This is a genomic window from Methylobacterium sp. 190mf, assembly GCF_900107945.1.
GTDB lineage: Bacteria > Pseudomonadota > Alphaproteobacteria > Rhizobiales > Beijerinckiaceae > Methylobacterium.
In genome coordinates this window covers 187,957-209,331 of the sequence record NZ_FNVI01000005.1, presented here as the reverse complement: position 1 = coordinate 209,331, position 21,375 = coordinate 187,957, and the positions used below count along the sequence as shown (strand labels likewise).

General features: G+C 72.9%; 16 protein-coding genes. 2 read left to right on the top strand and 14 right to left on the bottom strand.

The annotated features are described in order from the left end of the window. Positions 1-39: 39 nt before the first annotated feature. The 4 genes from C4T42_RS08055 to C4T42_RS08040 all read right to left on the bottom strand — a co-directional run bounded on the left by C4T42_RS08055 (position 40) and on the right by C4T42_RS08040 (position 6,874). Positions 40-1,701, bottom strand: coding sequence for an OFA family MFS transporter (locus C4T42_RS08055; protein WP_051123735.1), 1,662 nt, complete (start codon positions 1,699-1,701; stop codon positions 40-42). Positions 1,702-1,918: 217 nt separating this feature from the next. Beyond that, the gene (locus C4T42_RS08050) at positions 1,919-2,605 is read right to left on the bottom strand and encodes a hypothetical protein (RefSeq protein WP_020092571.1); all 687 of its coding nucleotides are present in this window, start codon (positions 2,603-2,605) and stop codon (positions 1,919-1,921) included. Between the two features lie 311 nt (positions 2,606-2,916). Then, positions 2,917-5,616 carry an aconitate hydratase AcnA gene (acnA, locus tag C4T42_RS08045; RefSeq protein WP_103984973.1) on the bottom strand — a complete coding sequence of 900 codons (2,700 nt, stop codon included), beginning with the start codon at positions 5,614-5,616 and terminating at the stop codon, positions 2,917-2,919. A 436-nt stretch (positions 5,617-6,052) separates the two neighbouring features. Beyond that, positions 6,053-6,874, bottom strand: coding sequence for a hypothetical protein (locus C4T42_RS08040; protein WP_103984986.1), 822 nt, complete (start codon positions 6,872-6,874; stop codon positions 6,053-6,055). A 126-nt stretch (positions 6,875-7,000) separates the two neighbouring features. Between C4T42_RS08040 and C4T42_RS08035 the strand changes: the two genes are divergently transcribed. Next, positions 7,001-8,401, top strand: coding sequence for a leucyl aminopeptidase family protein (locus tag C4T42_RS08035; protein WP_020092574.1), 1,401 nt, complete (start codon positions 7,001-7,003; stop codon positions 8,399-8,401). Between the two features lie 107 nt (positions 8,402-8,508). Here C4T42_RS08035 and C4T42_RS08030 read toward each other — a convergent pair whose 3' ends face one another. From C4T42_RS08030 to C4T42_RS08020, 3 genes are all read right to left on the bottom strand, one after another. Beyond that, on the bottom strand, positions 8,509-9,681 hold the full coding sequence (locus tag C4T42_RS08030; protein WP_020092575.1) for a M20 aminoacylase family protein: 1,173 nt from the start codon (positions 9,679-9,681) through the stop codon (positions 8,509-8,511). Positions 9,682-9,780: 99 nt separating this feature from the next. After that, a complete protein-coding gene (cueR, locus tag C4T42_RS08025; protein WP_020092576.1) occupies positions 9,781-10,242 on the bottom strand; it encodes a Cu(I)-responsive transcriptional regulator in 462 nt (153 codons plus the stop codon). Beyond that, the gene (locus tag C4T42_RS08020; protein WP_103984972.1) at positions 10,239-12,713 is read right to left on the bottom strand and encodes a heavy metal translocating P-type ATPase; all 2,475 of its coding nucleotides are present in this window, start codon (positions 12,711-12,713) and stop codon (positions 10,239-10,241) included. Before C4T42_RS08020 ends, cueR begins: the two co-directional genes overlap by 4 nt. Positions 12,714-12,887: 174 nt before the next feature. On the opposite strand from C4T42_RS08020, the gene C4T42_RS08015 reads away from it, so the two are divergent. Then, entirely contained in the window at positions 12,888-13,499 is a 612-nt protein-coding gene (locus tag C4T42_RS08015; RefSeq protein WP_020092578.1) for a glutathione S-transferase family protein, read from the top strand. On the opposite strand, the gene C4T42_RS08010 is transcribed toward C4T42_RS08015, so the two are convergent. The 7 genes from C4T42_RS08010 to C4T42_RS07980 all read right to left on the bottom strand — a co-directional run bounded on the left by C4T42_RS08010 (position 13,481) and on the right by C4T42_RS07980 (position 21,225). Then, positions 13,481-14,752 (bottom strand): ATP-binding protein, encoded by a 1,272-nt coding sequence (locus C4T42_RS08010; RefSeq protein ID WP_020092579.1) that lies wholly within the window; start codon positions 14,750-14,752, stop codon positions 13,481-13,483. The genes C4T42_RS08015 and C4T42_RS08010 overlap by 19 nt on opposite strands. A gap of 19 nt (positions 14,753-14,771) precedes the next feature. Continuing rightward, positions 14,772-15,860 carry a lysylphosphatidylglycerol synthase domain-containing protein gene (locus C4T42_RS08005; protein ID WP_103984971.1) on the bottom strand — a complete coding sequence of 363 codons (1,089 nt, stop codon included), beginning with the start codon at positions 15,858-15,860 and terminating at the stop codon, positions 14,772-14,774. A gap of 152 nt (positions 15,861-16,012) precedes the next feature. Beyond that, positions 16,013-16,642: a uracil-DNA glycosylase gene (locus C4T42_RS08000; protein ID WP_020092581.1), complete on the bottom strand. Its 630-nt coding sequence runs from the start codon at positions 16,640-16,642 to the stop codon at positions 16,013-16,015. Continuing rightward, the gene (locus C4T42_RS07995; RefSeq protein WP_020092582.1) at positions 16,632-17,390 is read right to left on the bottom strand and encodes a PIG-L family deacetylase; all 759 of its coding nucleotides are present in this window, start codon (positions 17,388-17,390) and stop codon (positions 16,632-16,634) included. Before C4T42_RS07995 ends, C4T42_RS08000 begins: the two co-directional genes overlap by 11 nt. A 40-nt stretch (positions 17,391-17,430) precedes the next feature. Beyond that, positions 17,431-18,669 carry a glycosyltransferase family 4 protein gene (locus tag C4T42_RS07990; protein ID WP_026604838.1) on the bottom strand — a complete coding sequence of 413 codons (1,239 nt, stop codon included), beginning with the start codon at positions 18,667-18,669 and terminating at the stop codon, positions 17,431-17,433. 85 nt (positions 18,670-18,754) lie between these two features. Beyond that, positions 18,755-19,627, bottom strand: a complete 873-nt coding sequence (locus C4T42_RS07985; RefSeq protein ID WP_020092584.1) for a sugar phosphate isomerase/epimerase family protein — start codon at positions 19,625-19,627, stop codon at positions 18,755-18,757. Further along, positions 19,624-21,225, bottom strand: a complete 1,602-nt coding sequence (locus C4T42_RS07980) for a YcaO-like family protein (protein ID WP_020092585.1) — start codon at positions 21,223-21,225, stop codon at positions 19,624-19,626. The genes C4T42_RS07985 and C4T42_RS07980 overlap by 4 nt, the downstream gene beginning before the upstream one ends. Positions 21,226-21,375: the final 150 nt, after the last annotated feature.

Sequence of the window (21,375 nt, the reverse complement as noted above, 5' to 3'; positions counted from 1 at the left end):
TAGCGGCCCGCCGGGCCCGCCACAACCGAGCGTGCCCGCTCAGCGGAACAGGATGAACGCCTTCGACAGGGTGATGCCGATGCCCCAGACGATCGGGATGCCGACCACCGCCCAGGCCAGCGCGGCCCCCGCGCTGAAGCCGCCACGGCCGATCCCGAAGGAGCCGGACGGCCCCGAGGCCGTGGCGCCGGCGCGGACGTCCAGGGAGGCCCGCTCGGAATCGGACATGAACCAGCGTTGCGCCAGGGGCCGGACGAGCAGGTTGCAGAGGAAGCCGACCGCCAGGAAGCTCGCCAGCACGTACATGGTCCGGCCGTAGAGATCGGCCCCCTGCACGCCCGCGGCGACCTGCGCCTCGCGGATCTTGGTGATGACGAAGGGCCCGACGATGCCGGCCATCGACCAGGCGGTGAGCAGGCGCCCGTGGATGGCGCCCACGAACTGCGTGCCGAACACGTCGGCGAGATAGGCCGGCACGGTCGCGAAGCCGCCGCCGTACATGGACAGGATCACGCAGAAGATCGCGACGAACAGCGCCTGCGAGCCGATGCCGGCGGCCCAGGGTGCCGCCGCGTACAGGAGGCCGCCCAGGGCAAAGAAGATCGCGTAGGTGACCTTCCGCCCGATGCGGTCCGACATCGAGGCCCAGAAGAACCGGCCCAGGATGTTGAAGAGTGAGAGCAGGCCGACGAAGCCGGCCGCGATGGCCGCGACCTGCGCCTTCTGGCCGGCGTCGAGGGCCGAGAAGCCGGTGCCGGGCAGGCCGATCAGCTCGCCGCCGAAGATCTCTTGGAGCATCGGCGAGGCCAGCGCCAGCACGCCGATGCCGGCCGACACGTTGAGGAACAGGACGAGCCAGATCATCCAGAACTGGACGGTCTTGTGGGCGTCGCGCAGGTGGACGTGCCCCGAAGCGATCATGGCGTTCTTGGCGGTCGGGCTGGTCCAGCCGTCCGGGCGCCAGCCGGCCGGCGGCACCCGGTAGCCGAACGCGCCGCCCAGCATGAACAGGATGTACCCCACGCCCATCACCGCGAGGGTCTGCCAGACGCCGGCCGAATCGGCGGTCCGGAAGCTCTTGATCAGGCTGTCGGCCAGGGGCGAGCCGATCATCGCGCCGCCGCCGAAGCCCATGATCGCCATGCCGGTCGCCATGCCGCGCCGGTCCGGGAACCACTTGATCAGGGTCGAGACCGGCGAGATGTAGCCGAGCCCGAGGCCGATGCCGCCGATCAGGCCCATGCCGAGCCAGACCAGCCAGAGCTGGTGGATGTAGACGCCGAAGGCGCCGATCAGGAAGCCGCCGCCCCAGCAGAGGGCCGCCGCGATGCCGGCCTTGCGCGGTCCGGCTCGCTCCAGCCAGCCGCCGAACAGGGCGGCCGAGAGACCGAGCACGACGATGCCGATGGAGAAGACCGTGACGAGGTCGCTGACCCGCCAGTCGCAGGTGGTGGTGAACAGGGCCGTCATCACGCCCATGTCGGGGCAGGCGGCGGGCGCCGGCTTGCCCACGGAGAGCGCCCGGGTCAGCGGCAGCCAGAACACCGACAGGCCGTAGGCCATCCCGATGCAGAGATGGATCGCCAGCGCCGCCGGCGGCACCAGCCACCGGTTGAAGCCCGGCTTGGCGACGATCCGCTCGCGCGACAACAGACTCGGCGTTCCCTCAGGCGCGATCGCGCCTGCCACTCCAGCACCCATGATGGACTCCTCCGCCGCGGCCTCGTTGGCGGGCCTCGCGGCGGCGGACGATGCGCGATTTGTGTGCAGGGTGCCAGCGCGCGACACGCTGAGACGTCGATTTTAATCCAGTCCGGCGCCGACTGTATGCGGATTCCTCGTCAACGCGCCGTCCGGAGGCCGTATGGACCGCCGCTGCGGGCGCCGGTCTGTCCGGCGCCCGCAGCGGCTGCCGCCCTCACATGGGCGGGGTCAGGCCGTCCTTGCCGACCGCCACGAGCTTGCCCTCGGCCTTGCTGCCGTCCTTGGCGACCACGGCGAACACCTTCGACCCGGGGGTCAGGATCGCCTTGTCGGCGGGCTCGAAGGCCACGATCGGCGCCGAGGCCGGCACCACGATCTCCTTGGAGCCGTCCTTGCCGTAGCTCACCGTCAGCGTGCGCTCGCCGCCCGAGGCCGCCTTGTCGGCCTTCACGGTGCCGTTGGTCATCGCGCTCTTCACCTTCGGGGCGTTCGGCGACTCGGCCTTCACGGTGCCGTTGGTCATCGCGCTCTTCACCTTGGCGCCGGCGCCCGCGGTGTGGTCGGTGATCGAATCCCAGCCGTAATGGCCCTCGCCCGTGCCGCGCATCGACTCGGGGAAGAGCACGACCTCCAGGGCGGTCATCGGGTTCTCGCCCTTGGTGGCGGTGCCGATGAAGACGCCGTCCTTGATCGCGTCGAGGCTCGACGGGACAACCCAGGCGAACTTGGCGCCGCTCACGTCGACGGTCTCGGTCTTGCCGTCGTCGGTCTTGATCGTGACCGTGCCGCCGTCGGCCTTGTCGACGGTCCCGCGGACGCGCTCGACCTGCGCGGCGAAGGCCGCACTCGACAGCAGGGCCGTCAGGCCGGCGGCGACGAGTGTCTTGCTGAGGTGCTTCATCGGGGTCCCATCCTGGCTTCAGGAGCCGGGTTATGGGGCGGCCCGCGCGCGAAACAAGGTTGCGCGCAAGCGAAACGACCTGCTCGGCGACAGAAGCGAGGTTATCAGTCACCACCGTTTTTGCGAGCGGAGCGAAGCAATCCAGCCGGCGCAAGGACTTCCTCCGTCGCGCTGCCCTGGATCACTTCGCTGCGCTCGCGATGACGGGGTGGCGCGTCGGACGACGGCACCGACCGAAAACGAGTCAGGCGGCACCCGGTGGGCGCCGCCTGATTACCGCGCGGGCAGCGGGGACGCTGCCCTCCGGAGGCTCACGCCGCGAGCGAGCGCAGCACGTAGGGCAGGATGCCGCCGTTGCGGAAGTACTCGAGCTCGTCGAGCGTATCGATGCGGCAGGTCAGCGGGACCTGCTTCACCGAGCCGTCGGCGGACTTGATCTCCGCGGTGAGCGTCTGGCGGGGCTTCAGCTCGCCGGCGAGGCCCTTGATGGTGACGGTCTCGTCACCCTTCAGGCCCAGCGACTGCCAGCTCGTGTCGCCCTGGAAGACCAGCGGCACCACGCCCATCCCGACGAGGTTCGAGCGGTGGATGCGCTCGAAGCTCTCGGCCACCACGGCGCGGACGCCGAGCAGCTTCGTGCCCTTCGCCGCCCAGTCGCGCGACGAGCCGGTGCCGTACTCCTTGCCGGCGAAGATCACGAGCGGCGTGCCCTGTTCGGCGTACTTCATCGCCGCGTCGTAGATGAACATCTTCTCGCCGGACGGCTGGAAATGCGTCCACCCGCCCTCGACCACGCCGCCGGAGGCGTCCTTCACCATCTGGTTCTTGATGCGGATGTTGGCGAAGGTGCCCCGCATCATCACCTCGTGGTTGCCGCGCCGCGTGCCGTACTGGTTGAAGTCCTGCACGCGCACTTGGTGCGACTGCAGGTACTCGCCGGCCGGCGAGGCCGCGCGGATGTTGCCCGCCGGCGAGATGTGGTCGGTGGTGATCGAGTCGAGGAACAGGCCGAGGATGCGCGCACCCTCGATGTCCTCGACGGGCTTCGGGGTCTTCTCCATGCCGACGAAGTAGGGCGGGTTCTGCACGTAGGTGGAGCCCGGGTTCCACGCGAAGGTCTCGGCCTCGGTGACCTCGACGTCCTTCCAGTTCTGGTCGCCGCCGAACACGTCCGCGTAGCGGGACTTGAACAGCGCGGAGGTGATGTTCTCCTCGATGAACTGCTGGACCTCGGCCGAGGACGGCCAGATGTCCTTGAGGTAGACGGGCTTGCCGTCCGAGCCCTGGCCCAGCGGCTCCGTGGTGATGTCGATCTGCAGCGAGCCGGCCAGCGCGTAGGCCACCACGAGCGGCGGCGAGGCGAGGTAGTTCGCCCGCACGTCAGGGTTCACGCGGCCCTCGAAGTTGCGGTTGCCCGAGAGCACCGCCGCGGCGACGACGTCGTTGTCGTTGATCGCCTTCGAGATCGCCTCCGGCAGCGGGCCGGAATTGCCGATGCAGGTCGTGCAGCCGAAGCCCACGAGGTTGAAGCCGAGCGCGTCGAGCGGCTCCTGCAGGCCGGACTTCTCCAGGTACTCGCCGACCACCTGCGAGCCGGGCGCGAGCGAGGTCTTCACCCACGGCTTGGAGCGCAGGCCCTTGGCGACGGCGTTGCGGGCGAGCAGGCCCGCGCCGATCATCACCGAGGGGTTCGACGTGTTGGTGCAGCTCGTGATCGCGGCGATCACCACGTCACCGTGCCCGATGTCGAAGTTGGTGCCCTCGACCGGGTAGCGGCGCGCGAGGTCGGCGGCCTTCTTGAACTCGGTCTCCATCGAGGCGGCGAAGCCGGGCTTGGCGCCGTCGAGCAGCACGCGGTCCTGCGGGCGCTTCGGGCCGGCGAGCGAGGGCCGGACCTGGCCCATGTCGAGCTCCAGCGTGTCGGTGAAGACCGGGTCGGGTGTCCGGGCGTCGCGCCACATACCCTGCGCCTTGGCGTAGGCCTCGACCAGGGCGATCCGGTCGTCGGAGCGGCCGGTGACCTTCAGGAAGTCGATGGTCTTCTGGTCGACCGGGAAGAAGCCGCAGGTCGCGCCGTACTCGGGGGCCATGTTGGAGATCGTGGCCCGGTCGGCGACCGCCATGTCGTCGAGGCCGGGGCCGTAGAACTCCACGAACTTGCCGACCACGCCCTTCTTGCGCAGCATCTGGGTGACGGTGAGCACGAGGTCGGTGGCGGTGGTGCCCTCGGGCAGCTTGCCCGAGAGCTTGAAGCCCACGACCTCGGGGATCAGCATCGAGAGCGGCTGGCCGAGCATGGCCGCCTCGGCCTCGATGCCGCCGACGCCCCAGCCCAGCACGGCCATCCCGTTGACCATGGTGGTGTGCGAATCGGTGCCGACGAGCGAGTCGGGATAGGCGACGTCGGCGCCGTTCTCCGACTTCGTCCAGACGGTCTGGGCAAGGTATTCCAGGTTCACCTGGTGGCAGATGCCGGTGCCCGGGGGGACCACCGAGAAGTTGTCAAAGGCCGACTGGCCCCATTTCAGGAAGGTGTAGCGCTCGCCGTTGCGCTCGTATTCGAGGGCGACGTTGTCGGCGAGCGCCTTCGGGGTGCCGAACTCGTCGACGATCACCGAGTGGTCGATGACGAGGTCCACCGGCACCAGCGGGTTGATCTTCTGCGGGTCGCCGCCGAGCGCCACCATGGCGTCGCGCATGGCCGCGAGGTCGACCACCGCCGGGACGCCGGTGAAGTCCTGCATCAGCACGCGGGAGGGGCGGAACGCGATCTCGACCTCGGCCTTGCCCTTCTGGTCGAGCCAGGCGACGGCGGCCTCGATGTCGGCCTTCTTGACCGAGCGGTCGTCCTCGTAGCGGAGCAGGTTCTCCAGGATCACCTTCATGGAGAAGGGCAGCGCGGCCGCCGAGGCGAGGCCGTTCTTCTCGGCCGCGGGAATGGAATAGTAGGTGTAGGTCTTGCCGCCGGCTTCGAGCGTCTGGCGGGCCTTGAAGCTGTCGAGTGAGGGCACGGCTGGTTCTATCCTCGCTGCGGGTTGTCGAACACGCGCAGGCAAGACCTGCGCTACGAGATCCGTGTTCGGCCTGTGTAGCGCCCGACGGGCGCGCGCCGCCCCGGGAGTGCCCGGGCAGGACGATGCGCGGGGGCGATTTGGACGCCCGTGATGCCGCGCGGCGCAGCCGCGGAGGGATATAGAACTTTTCGAATCTGACTGCTACCGGGTCGTCATGACAGGTGCGTTTTCCTGTCGGGGACCGTGGCGGCGACTGGGCGCGCGCCGCGGAGGCCTGCGCGACTCGCGCATCTCCAGCGGGCATCGACGGTGGCGGCCGAGCGCGACAGGCCCCCTCTCCCGAGCGGGAGCGGAGAGCCGCACGGGTGTTGCCGGTGCTGCTGCGTACGTCCGCGAGCCCGCAGAAGGGCGGGAGTCGCGGGGCGCGGGCGCCCTACCCTTGCCCGGGCACGCCCGCGACGGACAGGGCCTTCGATCGATTCGGCTGGGCCGCGAGCCTGCGCAGGGACGCGACGTTCGTGGCCGCCTCCTCGGCGCTCATGTCGCGGCGCAGGACGGCCTCGGCATCGGCGAAGCGGCCCTTGAGGCCGAGCACCATGGCGAGGTTGGCGCGCACCCGCGCGTCGGCGCCGGGCTGGTCGGCGGCGAGGCGGAGGGTCTGCTCGGCCTGATCGAGGTTGCGCGACAGCGCGTAGGACAGGCCGAGATTGGACAGGAGCGAGGGCTCGTTCGGGCGGATCTTGAGGGCGGCCTCGTAGAAGCCCTGGGCGCGGGCCTGCTCGCCGAGCTGGGCGGAGGCCGAGCCCTGCGCCGACAGGATGCGCCAGTCGGGATTGGCGGGCGTGTGCGCGTTGGAGAGCACGTCGATCGCCTCGCGGAAGCGGCCCGCCTCGACCAGCGACTTTCCGTAGGCACCGAGCAGGGCCTGGTCGCGCGGGTTGCGCAGGGCGGCCTGCTGCAGCACCGCCGAGGCCTGGCCGATCTGGTCTGTGGCCCGCAGGGCGCGGGCGTAGGCGATCGCCGTGCGCCCGTCGGCGGGGTCGGCGTTGTAGCGCTCGGCCAGCCGGTCGATGTCCTGCCGCGAGGGCGCTGCGGCGGCCGCGGACGGCCCGCCGAGGGGGCCGATCGACCCGGTCGTCTCGGGCGAGCGGGTGTTGCAGCCGGCCAGGCCCAGCGCGACGACGGCGGCCGCGAGGGCGGCGCGGCGTCCGGGGCGTGCCTGGGATCGGGTGACCCGGAACAGGGCCGTCATCATGGTGCGCTCCGCCGGCATCGGGACCGGACGCGATAGCACGCGCTTCACGCTCCCGGCCGGCCGGTGATAGAGCGTTAACCCTAATCACCGGTTAAGCCGCCGGTCCGGGCGGCACGCGAGAGGCACATGACCCAGGCCGAGATTCCGGCGACGACCCGCGGGCTCCTGCCCGGCGACACCCAGGCCGTACCGGTGACGCTGGTCACCACCGGGGGCTGGGCGGCGGTCGAGTCCGGCCTGGAGCCCGCCCAGCGGAGCTTCGCCAGGGCCATCGGCTTCAAGCCGAAGGCGGGCAGCCTCGCGCTCCTGCCCGGCCCGGACGGCGGCCTCGCGCGCGTCCTGTTCGGCCTCGGCGATCCGGAGGCCGCGGCCTACGACAGGCTCCTCGCCGGCAAGCTGCCGGGGCTGCTGCCGGAGGGGACCTTCCGCCTGGACAACGCTCCCGAGCCGGCCGAGGCCGCCCTCGCCTGGCTGATGGGGAGCTACCGCTTCGGCCGCTACCGGACCGGCGGCGGCACGAAGGCCCGGCTCGCGGCGCCCGCCGGCATCGACGCGGCCGAGGTGGAGCGGATCGCCGCCGCGGTGGCGCTGGGCCGGGATCTCGTCAACACGCCGGCCAACGATCTCGGACCCGCCGAGATCGAGGCGGCCGCCCGGGCGGTGGCCGCGCGCCACGGCGCCTCCGTCGCCGTCACGGAAGGCGGGGCCCTCGCCGAGGGGTACCCGCTGATCCACGCGGTCGGCGCCGCGTCGCCCCGGGCCCCGCGGCTGATCGACCTGACCTGGGGGCCGGCGGACGCGCCGCGCGTGACCCTGGTCGGCAAGGGCGTCGCCTTCGACACCGGCGGCCTCGACCTGAAGCCGTCGGCCGCGATGCTGCTGATGAAGAAGGACATGGGCGGCGCCGCCGCGGCGCTGGCCGCCGCCGACATGGTCATGGGCGCGGGCCTGAACCTGCGCCTGCGCCTGCTGATCCCCGCGGTGGAGAACGCGGTCGCGGGCAACGCCTTCCGCCCCGGCGACGTGCTGCCGAGCCGGGCCGGGCTCAGCGTCGAGATCGGCAACACCGACGCGGAGGGCCGGCTGATCCTCGCCGACGCGCTCGCCCTCGCGGACGCGGATTCCCCCGACCTGATCCTCGACTTCTCGACCCTGACCGGCGCGGCCCGGGTGGCCCTCGGGCCGGACCTACCGGCCTTCTTCACGGAGGACGACGCGCTGGCCGAGGCGGTGGCGCGGGCCGGCCGGGCGGCGATCGACCCGGTCTGGCGCATGCCGCTGCACGCGCCCTACGCGAGCCTGCTCGATTCCAAGGTGGCCGACCTCAACAACGTCTCGGGCGGGCCGTTCGCGGGAGCGATCACCGCGGCCCTGTTCCTGCGCCGCTTCGCGCCCAACACGAAGGCGCACGGCCATTTCGACCTCTACGGCTGGAACCCCTCCGCCAAGCCCGGCCGGCCGGAGGGCGGCGAGGTCCAGACGGCGCGGCTGACCTACGCGCTGCTCAAGGCCCGCTACGGCAGCTGATCGCCTCCCGTCATCGCGAGCGCAGCGAAGCGACCCAGGGCTGCGCAACCTCTAACGGCGTGGGCTGGGTCGCTGCGCGCGCGATGACGGTGCGGCTGGGGGCGCGCTCAGGCGGTGCGCGGCAGCCCGGTCTCGATCAGGCGCGCCCACAGGGACGCCCCGTACGGCGCGGCCGCGTCGTTGAAATCGTAGTGCGGGTGGTGGAGCGAGGCGCTGTCGCCGTTGCCGATGAACATGTAGGCGCCGGGACGGCGGGCGAGCATGTAGGAGAAGTCCTCGGCGGTCATCATCGGCGCCACCGTCCGGTCGACGTTCTCCTCACCCACCAGCGCCTCGGCGACGCCGGCCATGAAATCGGTCTCGGCGGGATGGTTCTCGGTCACCGGGTAGCTCGCCCCGTACGCGACCCCGCCCCGCGCGCCGAAGCCGCCGGCGATCTCGGCCACCAGGGTCTCGATCCGCGCCTTGATCTCGCCGCGCACGGCCTGGGACAGCGTGCGCATGGTGCCGCGCATGGTGACGGTCTGCGGCAGGACATTGAAGGCCTCGCCGGCCTCCAGCGCGCAGACCGAGACCACGGCCGACTGCACCGGGTCGAGGTTGCGCGACACGATGCTCTGCAGGGCGATGATCACGTGGCTCGACACGAGCACGCTGTCGACGGCGTTCTGCGGCAGGGCCGCATGGCCGCCCCGTCCCTCGATCGTGATCGTGAAGCGATCGGTCGAGGCCATGATCGGCCCCGGCCGGATCGCGAAGGTGCCGACCGCCATGCCGGGGATGTTGTGCATCCCGTAGACCGACTCGACCCCGAACCGCTCCATCATTCCGTCGTCGACCATCGCCTCGCCGCCGCCGCCACCCTCCTCGGCGGGCTGGAAGATCAGCACGGCCGCCCCGTCGAAATCCCGGGTCTCGGCGAGGTACTTGGCGGCGCCGAGGAGCATGGTCGTGTGACCGTCGTGGCCGCAGGCGTGCATCTTGCCCGGCACGGTGGAGCGGTAGGGCAGGTCGCGCACCTCCTGGATCGGCAGGGCGTCCATGTCGGCGCGCAGGCCGATGGCGCGGTTGGAGCTGCGTCCCCGGCCGCGGATGACGCCCACCACCCCGGTCCGACCGATGCCGGTGACGACCTCGTCGCAGCCGAAGGACCGCAGCGTCTCGGCGACGAAGCCGGCGGTGCGGTCGACGTCGTAGAGCAACTCGGGATGGGCGTGCAGGTCGTGCCGCCACGCCGTCATCGTGTCGGCGAAGGCGCGGATCCGTTCGAGGACGGGCATCGGGGCGGGGCTCTCGTGGCCTTGGCTGGTGGGCCGGACCAGCAAAGCCGGGGCCAGAGCCGCCGTCAACGGCCAAGCTCGGTATCCGCGGCGCCCCGCTCACGCCGCACCCGGCCCCGTGATCCCGCGCCCGCGCCGCCGCGGCGCGGGTGGATGGTCGCCCGCGGCGAGGTCGTCCAGGATCGGGCAGTCCGGCCGCGCGTCGCCGCAGCAGGCCTCCGCCAGGTGCTCCAGCGTCCGGGCCATGCCCTCCATCTCGGCGATGCGGCGGCGCAGATCGGCGATCTGCTCCTGCGCGATCGCCTTCACCCCGGCGCTCGGCCGGGCGCGGTCGCGCCAGAGCGCCAGGAGATCCGCGATCGCGTCCACGCTGAAGCCGAGATCGCGGGCGCGGCGGATGAAGCGCAGCGTGTGCAGGTCCGCCTCGCCGTAGTGGCGGTAGCCGGATTCGGACCGGGCGGCCGGCGGCAGCAGGCCGGTCGCCTCGTACCAGCGGATCATCTTGGCCGAGACGCCGGTCCGGCGCGCCGCCTCGCCGATCGTGAGGGTCGCCGCGCTCATGCCGGCCTCGCGGCCAGCGCCGGCCCCTCGGCCGCCGCGGGACGCCCGCCGGCCCGGCGCAGCCGCAGGGCGTTGCCCAGGACGAACACGCTCGAGAAGGCCATGGCGCCCGCGGCCAGGATCGGTGACAGGGCCGGGCCGCCGAACGGCACCAGCACGCCGGCCGCCACCGGGATCAGCGCGGCGTTGTAGGCGAAGGCCCAGAACAGGTTCTGGCGGATATTGGCCATCACCGCCCGCGACAGCGCCAGGGCCTCGACCAGGGCCTCCAGATCGCCCGACATCAGCACCACGTCGGCGCTCTCGACGGCGATGTCGGTGCCGGTGCCGATCGCCAGTCCGACATCGGCCTCGGCCAGCGCCGGCGCGTCGTTGATGCCGTCGCCCACGAAGGCCACCGGCCCGTGTTCCGCCCGGAACCGCTGGACCGCCTCGACCTTCCCGCCGGGCAGCACCCCGGCGGCCACGGCGTCGATGCCGAGGCTCCGCGCCACGCCGGCGGCGGTGACGGGATCGTCGCCCGTGACCATCGCCACCGCGAGGCCGCGCGCCTTCAGGGCCGCGACCGCCGCGCGGGCGCCCGGCTTCACGGGATCGGCCACCGCCAAAATCGCGGCGTGGCGGCCGTCGAGGACGAGGTGGATCGGGCTCCGTCCCGCGCCCGCCAGCGCCTCGGCCCGGGCGGCGAGATCCGGGTCGAGGGCGACGCCGAGGCGCTCCAGGTAGCGCGGCGCGCCGAGGGCCGCGGCCCGGCCCGCGACCCGTCCGGCAATCCCGAAGCCCGCCACCGCCTCGAAGCTGTCCGGTTCCGGCAGGTCCAGGCCGCGCTCGCGGGCCGCCGCCACGACGGCGCCGGCCAGCGGGTGCTCGGAGCGGGTCTCCAGAGCGGCGGCGAGGGCCAGCACCGCGTCCTCCGCGACGCCCGCGGCCGGGACGATCTCGGTGAGCCGGGGGCGGCCCTCGGTCAGGGTGCCGGTCTTGTCGAGGGCCACCACCCGCACGTCGCGCAGGCCCTGCAGCGCCGCGCCGTCGCGGAACAGCACGCCGCGCGCCGCCGCGCGCCCGGTGCCGACCATGATGGCAGTCGGCGTCGCCAGCCCCATGGCGCAGGGGCAGGCGATGATCAGCACCGCGACGGCGTTGACCAGGGCCGGACCCAGCGCCGGGGCCGGCGCCAGCGCCAGCCAGGCCAGGAAGGTCACCGCGGCGATGCCGATCACCGCCGGGACGAACCGCCCGGTGACGCGGTCGACCAGCGCCTGGATCGGCAGCTTGCCGCCCTGGGCGCGCTCCACCATGGCGGCGATTTGCGCCACCACGGTGGCGCCCCCCACGGCCTCGACCCGCAGGTCGAGGCTGCCGCGGCCGTTGAGCGTCCCGCCGACCACGGGATCGCCCGGGCCCTTGCGCGCCGGCGCCGGCTCGCCCGTCACCATGCTCTCGTCGACGTGGCTGGTGCCGGAGACCACGGCGCCGTCCGCCGCCACCCGCTCGCCCGGACGCACCCGGACGACGTCGCCGAGGCGCAGGGCGTCGAGGGGAACCTCGGTCTCCGCGCCGTCGCGGATGACCCGGGCGGTCTTCGGCGTCAGGTCCATCAGCCGCGCGATCGCCTGGCCGGTGCGCCCCTTGGCGCGGGCCTCCAGCGTCCGGCCGAGCAGGATCAGCGTGACGATCAGGACGCTCGCCTCGAAGTAGAGGTGCGCCGCGCCGGCCGGCAGGAGGTCCGAAGCCAGGGTCGAGACCAGCGAGTACAGGTAGGCGGCGCCGGCCCCGAGGGCGACCAGGGCGTTCATGTCGGGATGGCCGCGCAGGAGGCCCGGGACGCCGCGCAGGAAGAAGCGCCGCCCCGGGCCGGCGAGGACCAGGGTGGCCAGCGCGGCCTGGACCAGGGCCGTCACCGGGCCGCCGTGCAGCGCGGGCAGGAGGTGGCCGCCCATGTCGAGGACCACGACGGGCGCCGACAGCAGGGCGGCGACGATCAGGTCGCGGCGCAGGGCGCGCCCCTCTTCCGCCTGACGGGCGGAAGGGTCGACCGGGTGGCCGGCCTCGACCGGCCGGGCCTCGTAGCCGGCCGCCTCCACGGCCGCCACCAGCGCGTCCATCGGCACCACCCCCTCGGGATGGCGGATCGCGGCCCGGCCGGCGGCGAGGTTGACGCTGGCGCCGGTCACCCCCGGCACGGCGGCCAGCGCCCGCTCGACGCGGCCGACGCAACTCGCGCAAGACATCCCGTCCACGGCCAGCAGGCTCTGCGTCTCTGGGACGGGGTAGCCGGCATCCGCGAGCGCCGTCGCGACGTCGCCCGGGCTCGTCGCCCCGTCGAGGACGAGGCTGGCGCGGTGGGTGGCGAGGTTCACCGCCACGTCACGGGCGCCGGGCAGCGCCGCGAGGGTGCGCTCGACGCGGCCGACGCAGGAGGCGCAGGACATGCCCTCGACGGGGAGGGTCAGGGCGACGGATCTCGACATGGCGGTGGTCCGGTTGGAAGCATCCATGCCCGGTCAGATGGAGCTTCCCATGATGGGAAGGTCAAGGGTTCGCGGGCAAGGCTCCGGATCCGGCCGGTCGATGCGGGCCGCGGCCGTTGTAGAATCGCGCCCGTCCGGCCAAGGTCACCGCCCACCGGAGCGACGGGGACACCGATGAGCGAGCCGCTGACGATCTACGGCGACCCGGGTTCCGGCAACTGCCTCAAGGTCAAGTGGGTCGCGGCGCATCTCGGCATCCCGGCGGTCTGGCGCGACGTCGACGTCCCGGGCGGCGGGACGCGCAAACCCGAGTTCCTCGCCCTGAACCCCGCCGGCCGCGTGCCGATCGTCGTCCTGCCCGACGGCACCGTGCTGTCGGAATCGAACGCGATCATCGTCTACCTCGCGGAAGGCTCCGCGCTGGTCCCCGCGGAGCCCCTGCCCCGCGCCCGGATGCTGCAGTGGATGTTCTGGGAGCAGTACAGCCACGAGCCCTACATCGCGGTCCGCCGCTACCAGCTCCACTACCTCAAGCGGGCGCCCGAGGATCTCGACCCGAAGCTCGCGGAGCGCGGCGCCGACGCCCTGCGGCTGATGGAGGACACCCTCGGGCGCTCGGCCTTCATGGCGGGCGAGATCCTGACCCTCGCCGACGTGGCGCTCGTCGCCTACACGCGCATGGCCCACGAGGGGGGCTTCGACCTCACGGACTACCCGGCGATCCGCGCCTGGGTCGGGCGGGTCGAGACCGGGCTCGGGATCGGCTCCTATACCGGGCCGGCCTGATCGGCCGCGAACCGAGGCGGCGCGGCGCCGTACTCGGGCAGGCTGACCCGCACGGTCGTCCCCTCGCCGGTCGCGCTCTCGATGGCGAGGCGGCCGCGGTGGCGATTGAGGCTGTGCTTGACGATGGCGAGCCCCAGCCCGGTGCCGCCGCGGGCGCGACTCGAGGTGACGTCGACCCGGTAGAAGCGCTCCGTCAGCCGCGGGATGTGCTCGGGCGGGATGCCCGGCCCGTCATCGGCCACCGACAGGACGACGCGGCGCCCGAGGCGCGGGTCGTCCTCGCGGGCGAGCCCGACGCTGATCTGGCCGCCGCCGTACTTCACGGCGTTCTCGATCAGGTTCTCGATCACCCGCGCCAGCTCGTCGGCGTCGCCGGGGACCGCGTAGGGGCCCGCACCCTCCTCCAGCCGGATCGTGGCGCCCCGCGCCTCGGCGGGCGGGCCCTGGGCGTCGACCATCTGGCGGGCGAGCGCCCCGAGATTGACCACCGCGGTGGGGGCGACGTGCTCGCGCAGCTCGATCCGCGACAGCGACAGCAGGTCGTCGATCAGCCGCGTCATCCGCAGGGCCTGGACGCGCATGATCTCTAGGAAGCGCTCCCGGGCCTGCGCGTCGTCGCGGGCCGGCCCCTGCAGGGTCTCGATGAAGCCGATCAGGGTGGCGAGCGGCGTGCGCAGCTCGTGGCTGGCGTTGGCGACGAAGTCGACCCGCATCGCCTCCAGGCGCCGGGCCGCGGTGAGGTCGCGCAGGAACAGCAGCGCGCTGACGCCGGACCCGTCGGGCATCGGCAGGGCGCCGATCTGGACATCGAAGGTCCGCTCCAGCGGCACCCGGGTCGACAGCGCGACGCGGCGCGGGAGGCCCGAACTCAGCACCGCCTCGATGCCGTCGAGGACCTCCGGGTCGCGGAGCGCGAAGGACAGCGGCCGGGCCTGGTGGAGGGCCGGCAGGAGCGCCCGGGCGGCGGGATTGGCCTCCAGCACCAGGGTGCGCCGGTCGACCAGGATGACCGGGTCCGGCACGTGGGCGAGCAGCGCCTCGGCGACGGCGTGGCGCGGCGTGGTGGTGGCCGGGCGCGGCACGGGCGCCTCGCGGCCGCGTCCGCCGAGCCAGCCGCCCAGGCAGACCGCCGCGAGGCCGATCAGGATCAGCGGGAGATCGAGCCGCCCGGCCAGGGCGGTGGCGAGCCCGAGCAGGCCCGCGGCGATCGCGGCGCCGGTCCAGGCGGGGGAGCTGCGCAGGCGGCCGGACATGGCGGGCGCGGCCGGCCGATCAGCGGGGCTCGGACTCGTCGTGCCACGCCCGGCCGGACGGGCCGGCGGTGCCCTCCGGAGGCCCGGGATCGCGGGCGCCGCCCGCGCGCTTGACGATCTCGTACAGTCCGAGCATCGCCAGGGCGGTCACGAACGGCACGACGTAGTAGCAGCCCCGGAACAGCAGCAGCGAGGTCAGCACCTCGTTGCGCGGCAGGCTCGACAGGGCGAGCAGGATCGTCGCCTCGAACACCCCGATCCCGCCCGGCGCGTTCGACGCGATCCCCAGCATGGCGGCGAGCACGTAGATCGCCAGGAAGGTGGTGAAGCCGAGCGTCGTCTCCTGCGGCAGCAGGACGTAGAGCACCGCCGCCGCCGCGCAGACGTCGCCGATCCCGACGATCATCTGGCCGATGGAGACCGAGGCGCCCGGCAGTTCCAGGCGCCACTGCTTGACGGTGATGCTGCGCTTCTTGGCCGAGACCCAGGCGAGGTAGCCGAGCACCAGGGCGAGCGCCGCGAGGCCGACGCCCTGGTTGATCCGGATCGACGTGAAGGCGAGGCCGGCGAGCTGGCCGGCCTCGATGATCAGGCTCAGGCCCAGCACCACGCCCATGCCGAGCCAGAAGGTGAAGCCGGCGATGACGGTGAGCGCGGCGACCTTGGCCGTCGAGAGCCCCTGCCGGGCGTAGATCCAGTAGCGGATCGTCCCGGCAGTGAGCAGCGGGAAGCCGAGAGTGAAACTCACCGCGTAGCTCGTGAAGGAGGCGAGCGCGGTGATCCGGTACGGCACCTTGATCTTGAGCTGGCGCAGGGCCAGCGCGTCGTAGCCGGTCAGGAACAGGTAGCTGATGCCGACGAACAGGAAGGCGAGCCCGAGCTGCTCGGCGGTCGCCGCCGCGATGGCGCTGCGCACCTCCGCCCAGCTGACGCTCTGCACGAGCTTCCACAGGACGCCGAGGGAGACGGCGAACAGCACGATGCTGGCCGCCGTGCCGATCCAGGCATAGCGGCTGCGCCGGCTCTTCCGCTTCGAGCCCGCTTCGGCATCGTGCTGGACCGGCTCGACCGGCTCGGCCGGGCTCCGGTGCTGTCCCTGAAAATTCATGCCGATCGGCGTCCGCCCTTCCGGCTGCGCGGCCCGGCCCGAAGGCCGTCAGCCCGTGCCGGAATTTCCCGGACCGCGGCCCGTTGCCCCGCATGTAGGCCGAACCGGGGCGCAAGGCCAGGGAAGGCAGGCCCGTGACGGGCGATCTATCCTCAGCCGGAGGTCCGATCGAGGATCGCGGCCGCTTCCGCGAGGCCGCGCCGGATCCGCTCCGGCACCTCCGGCGCGGTGCAGACATAGGTCGGGCTCGGGTGCGGCACCCGGATCACCGGAAGGTCGGGGCGGAGCGCCGCGAGGGCGGGCGCGGCCTCGCCGGCGAAGCGGCCGGCCAGCACCGCCACGGCGAGGCGCGGCAGCAGGTCGAGGAGCGGGGCCAGATAGGGCGCGGCCGCCGCCACCTCCGCCCGGCGGGGCGCCCGGTTGCGGGCGCCCTCGGCGTGGATGAGCCAGGGGACCGCGTTCCAGATCAGCGTGTCGGCCCGGCTGAGCCCGGCCTCGGCGAGGAAGCGGAACAGGTTCGCGGCCGTGCCGTTCGCGCTGTCGCGGGTGACGAAGCCGGTGCGCAGGACCGCCGGGCCGGGGGTCTCGAGGAGGAGGAGCATCCGCGCGCCGACGCCGCCGTCCAGGGGGTCGGGCGCCGGGACCGGGGCGCCGCGCTCGGCCGCGACGCGCGCCGCCAGCGCCCGGATCGGTGCGATGTGGGGGCTGTCGATCAGGGCGCGGCGGGCCGCGAGGGCTTCCGGATCGGCCAGCGCCTTCGGCGCCCGCGGCTCAGCCGGCATCGAGGCCGGGGATCGTGAGGCCGAGGCGGCCCGACCGGCGGAAGCGCTCGGTGCCCTCCTCCCGGGCTAGGCGCGCGTCGAGGCCGGCCACGCCGCCGAACTGGAAGCCGATCTGGCTGGCATAGGCCGCGCAGGCGGCGCGCTTCCGGGCCTGGGCCTCCGGGGCGAGGCGCATCGCCGGCTCGGCGAGGTCGGCGAACAGGTCGGCGAGGGGCGCCTTCGGGGCGGCCTCCCGCACCGTATAGGGAAAGTCGCGCCACCACAGGATCGGCTGGGCCGGCGCGAGGCCGCGCAGCGCCCGCACAGTCTGGACATGATCGACGTGCCCGCCGATCGCCTGCGGAGCCAGGAGGAGATCGGGACTCCCGGCGGCGATCAGCCCCGCGATGGCCGGTGCGAGCTCGGCCGCGACGCCGTCGTCGGCGCGCGTGTCGGCGAAGAGCTCCGGCGCCGAGCCGTAGCCCCGGTGCGGCGCCTCCCGGAACGGCAGGTGGACGGGCGGCGCGATGCCGAGCGCCGCGGCAGCCCGGACATCCTCGTCCCGGCGCAGGGCCATGTAGTCGACCTCCGGTCCGAGCCCTTTGTCCAGCTGGCAGGCGAGCGCGAAGCCCCTCGGCTCGGCGACGCTGCCGGTGAACAGGGTCGCCATCACAACGCGCCAGCCAGCTTGCGCGAGGCTTGCCAGGAGGCCGCCGCACGAGAAGGCCGCGTCGTCGAGATGGGGCGAGAGGGCGAGCGCGGTGGGCATGGTCCGGGGTGCGACGGTCTCGATGGGTTCCGACCCGCGCTCAGAGCAGGTGCGGCTCGGCGCGGAAGCGGCAGGTCGGATCGTGGGGCAGGTCCGGCGAGAAGCCGGTGGCCGGTCGCTCGCCGCGCACGCGGGCGTAGACGTCCATGATCTGCCGCCCGACCGCGTGCCACGAGTAGACGCGGCGGCACTCCTCCAAGCCGGCCGTCGCGATGCGGCGGCGCAGATCCGCGTCCGCGATGACCCGGGTGAGCGCGGCGGCCAGCGCCGGGACGTCGCCCGGGTTCACCAGCAACCCGTTCTCCCCGTCGCGCAGGCAGTCCGAGACGCCGACCGCGTGGCACGAGACGGTGGCGAGCCCTGCTGCGAGCGCCTCCAGGATCGTGTTGGAGAAGCCCTCCGCGTAGGTCGGCGAGACGAACACGTCGGCGCGGCGGTAGAGGTCGGGCACGGTGGCGTACTCGGCGTAGCCCGTGAAGGCGATCTCCCGCTCCGAGAAGGCGCGCTCGGCGGCGAGCGCCTTGGCCGGATCCACGTCGGGCCCGATCCCCGAGATGGTGGCGGCGAACGGCCTGCCCTGCGCGCGCAGGATCGCCAGGGCCTCGATGAAGTCGAGGACGCCTTTCCGGCGGTCGACCCGGCCGTGGTAGAACAGCCGCACCGGGCCCGGATGGGGCGCGGGCAGCCCGTCGGGCGTGCCCTGCGCGAACCGGTCGGTGTCGACCGCGCCGGGCACGATGGTGAAGCGGGCGGGGTCCGACCCGAGCCGCTCGCAGACCTCGTCCACGAAGGAGGCGCCGCCGATCAGCAGCGCGTTGGCGTGGGCCAGCACCTCGCACATGGCGACCCGGTGGGTCTCGCAGCAGGAGCCGACCCAGTGGCCGTCGCCGCCCTGGATCGAGACGACGCTCGGCACGCCGAGTTCGCGCGCGGCGAGCAGCACCGCCCAGCCGGTCGGGTAACCGTATTGCGCGTGCAGGATGTCGAAGGGTTGTCGGGCGTGCTCGCGGCAGATCGCGTCCACCATCGCGGCGATGTCGCGCTCGAAGTCGCCCGACGCCTGCTCGCCGAGCTGCTCCAGGCCGATCACCCGAACGCCCGGCACCGGCGGGGGCGGCCCGCCCCCGTAGACCCGGGTGCCGAAGGCGTCGCCCCGGTACTGCGAGATCATCGTGACGTCGTGGCCGGCGCCGACCAGCTCGCGCAGCAGGTTCTGCGCGTAGACGCTCATGCCCGATATCGCCGGGAAATAGCGGCGGCTGAGGAAGAGGATTCTCATCGCGCCGCACCTTCGCATTGACCGGGCGAGGCGCCGAGGCGCCCCCTCTCCCGTGCCCGATCCTCGCCTCGCCGCGGTTCGGCTCTCACTGCCATTGCCGCCGCGTCTCCTGCTCGCCGGCCAGGACCGGGCCGGGGCGCCGACAGCCGCGGAGATAGTCCAGCGCCTGCGGGATCATCACGTCGGCCCGGTGGCTCTCGCGGGACAGCTCGACGCAGATCAGCTTGCCGAAGCCGACCGCCTCCAGGGCCTCCAAGACACCCGGCACGTCCATGTCGCCCTCGCCGAACGGCAGGTGGATGTGGCTGCCGCGCTTCATGTCCTCGATCGCCACGGTGCCGATCCGGTCGGCGAATTCCCGCACGGCGGCCGCCGGCTCGCGCTCGCCCGTGACGAGGCAGTGACCGGTGTCGAGGGCGAGCTTCAAGCCCGGCACGGAGAGGGAAGCGTAGTCGTCGAGCGTCTCGATCAGCATGCCGGGCTCGGGCTCCAGGCAGGGCACGACACCGGCCTCGGCGGCGAACGAGGCGACCTCGTGCAGCCCTTCCTCCAGCCAGCGCCGGGCCTCGCCGGGATCGACGCCGGGCTTCGGAACGCCGGCCCAGAACGAGACCGCCTCGGCGGAGAGCATGGCGCCGATCTCGATCGCCCGCTTGAGGAAGCCGACCCGCCGGGCGCGGCCCGCGGCGTCGGCGGTCACCAGCGTCGGCTCGTGCTTGGCGGACGGATCGAGGAGGAAGCGGGCGCCCGTCTCGATGACGCAGGTCAGCTCCAGCTTCTCCAGCAGGCTGGCCACCCGGCCGGCTTCCGCCGCCCAGGTGTCGGCGAAGGGGTCGAGATGGTGGATGTCGAGGGTGAGCGCCACGCCGTCGTAGCCCGCCGCCTTGATCAGGTGGATCGCGTCGTCGAGGCGGTGGTTGGCCGCGCCGTTGGTGTTGTAGGCGAACCGGAGCGTCACGCCGCCCTCCCCTTCCGCTGGGCGAGGCGGAACGGCGCGTGGTGCGATTCCGGCTCGCGGTAGAGCGGATAGTGCCGCCCGACGATCCGCTCGGCCAGGGCCACGTCGAACAGCGGCTGGCCGCCGAACCGCTCCAGGGCTTCAGGGGTCAGACGCACCGGCCGCAAAGTCTCGCTCTCGGTGCCGAACTGGATGAGCGGATGGTCGCGGTCGAGAAGCTTCTTCGTGTTGCGCTCGCCGATCCGGTAGTAGCTCATGGTCTCGACCTCGAGCCCCGGCACGATCGCCTTGACCACGCCGACCCCACCCCCGGGCGGTGTGCAGTCGACGTAGAGCACGTCGAACCCGGCTTCGAGCAGCCGGTCGCAGGCGATCTTCCCCCGCGCGTGGCCGTCGGCGGCCGGAGTGGAAGGCAACTCCGTAAATCGCTTCGTGCTGCGCTCGGAATAGACCGTGTCGGCCAGCACGCCGCGCAGGTCGGCCGCCGGCATCTCGATCCATTCGAGCATGGCCTGGAGTGCGCGGCTCTCCTCGAGGTCCAGGCTGGGCAGCGCCTTCTGGATGAAGGCGTCGACGTAGCCGGGCGGCGTCACCGTGGCGGCCATGTCGAGGGGGCCGTGCCCGAAGGTCTTGCGCACCCGCGCGGCCTGGAACTCCAGCAGCGCCTTGCGGAGCGCCCGCTCCCGGTCCGGGTCGCAGGCCTCGCCGCAGGCCGAGAGGGCGATCGGCGCCGGGGTGCGCGCCGGATCCTCGTCGTAGCCGACGACGTAGAGGTTGGTCAGCCCGAACTGGTCGGTGGCGAATTTCGGCAGCGCCCGGATGCCCAGCGCCTTCAGCCGGGCCAGCATGGCGGCGTTCTCCGGGCCGATGCCGTCGAGGTCGAGCATCACGCCCTGGTCGAGGGCCCGGAACAGCAGGCCGTTGCCGTCCCGCTGGAGCAGCTCCAGCACGCCGTGGCCCAGCGCGAAGGGCACGTCGGGCCCGGCGCCGAGGCCGTTGGTGATCAGGTTGGTGAAGGGCTTGTAGCCCTCCGACAGCTCGAAATAGTCGGTGGCGGCGACGTCGAGCGGCATCAGGACGATCTCGCCGGTGGCGTGGCGGATCGCGGGCGTCCACTCCAGCACCGTGTCGCGGCCGACCGGGGAGCCGGCGGGCAGGCACAGGGTCAGCGGGTCGGCGACCGACTTGGCGCCGTAGACGCGGGCGAGATCGGTATAGCTCGCCCGCTCCTTCGCGCGGGGCAGCACCGCGAGGGACGGCATCAGGTTCTCGGCAATCTCCGCCACGGCGCCGATCAGCGCCTCGTCGTCGGTGGCGCCGTAGCCGATCCCAGACGGCATCGCGCCCACGAAGAACGGGTCGTCGAGGAACAGGGCCACGAACCAGACCGGGATGCCGGTGCGATCGAGCGGTGCCAGCGGGAAGCCGACGACGCGCCCCTCCGGCAGCACGTCGAGATAGGCCTTGACCGGGTCGGGCAGGGTCTCGGGCAGGCCCTCGATCGGCCGCTTGGCGCCGAAACGGTAGGGGCGCGGCGCCTTGATCCGCTCGTGGCGGGCGCGGTCGTCCTGGTCGTGGAAGGCGTCTGCGTTGGTCACGTCGTGTTCCCGTCTTCCTCGAACCGTGCGCCGCACTCCCTCCCATTCATCCCCTCATCCCGAGGTGCCGAAGCGCAGCGGAGGCCTCGAAGGAGGGCTCCAGCCGGACGCGCGATCCCTGGAGCCCTCCTTCGAGGCCCGCTGACGCGG

Excerpts from the sequence above, each read along its gene's own strand:
- C4T42_RS08050 (WP_020092571.1), bottom strand. The coding sequence starts at position 2,605 with ATGAAGCACCTCAGCAAGACACTCGTCGCCGCCGGCCTGACGGCCCTG.
- cueR (WP_020092576.1), bottom strand. The coding sequence starts at position 10,242 with ATGAGCGCGGCGACCCTCACGATCGGCGAGGCGGCGCGCCGGACCGGC.
- C4T42_RS08035 (WP_020092574.1), top strand. The coding sequence starts at position 7,001 with ATGACCCAGGCCGAGATTCCGGCGACGACCCGCGGGCTCCTGCCCGGC.
- C4T42_RS07995 (WP_020092582.1), bottom strand. The coding sequence starts at position 17,390 with ATGCCCACCGCGCTCGCCCTCTCGCCCCATCTCGACGACGCGGCCTTC.
- C4T42_RS08020 (WP_103984972.1), bottom strand. The coding sequence starts at position 12,713 with ATGTCGAGATCCGTCGCCCTGACCCTCCCCGTCGAGGGCATGTCCTGC.
- C4T42_RS08000 (WP_020092581.1), bottom strand. The coding sequence starts at position 16,642 with ATGCCGGCTGAGCCGCGGGCGCCGAAGGCGCTGGCCGATCCGGAAGCC.
- C4T42_RS08055 (WP_051123735.1), bottom strand. The coding sequence starts at position 1,701 with ATGGGTGCTGGAGTGGCAGGCGCGATCGCGCCTGAGGGAACGCCGAGT.
- C4T42_RS07990 (WP_026604838.1), bottom strand. The coding sequence starts at position 18,669 with ATGAGAATCCTCTTCCTCAGCCGCCGCTATTTCCCGGCGATATCGGGC.
- C4T42_RS08015 (WP_020092578.1), top strand. The coding sequence starts at position 12,888 with ATGAGCGAGCCGCTGACGATCTACGGCGACCCGGGTTCCGGCAACTGC.
- C4T42_RS08030 (WP_020092575.1), bottom strand. The coding sequence starts at position 9,681 with ATGCCCGTCCTCGAACGGATCCGCGCCTTCGCCGACACGATGACGGCG.
- C4T42_RS08005 (WP_103984971.1), bottom strand. The coding sequence starts at position 15,860 with ATGAATTTTCAGGGACAGCACCGGAGCCCGGCCGAGCCGGTCGAGCCG.
- C4T42_RS08010 (WP_020092579.1), bottom strand. The coding sequence starts at position 14,752 with ATGTCCGGCCGCCTGCGCAGCTCCCCCGCCTGGACCGGCGCCGCGATC.
- C4T42_RS08040 (WP_103984986.1), bottom strand. The coding sequence starts at position 6,874 with ATGATGACGGCCCTGTTCCGGGTCACCCGATCCCAGGCACGCCCCGGA.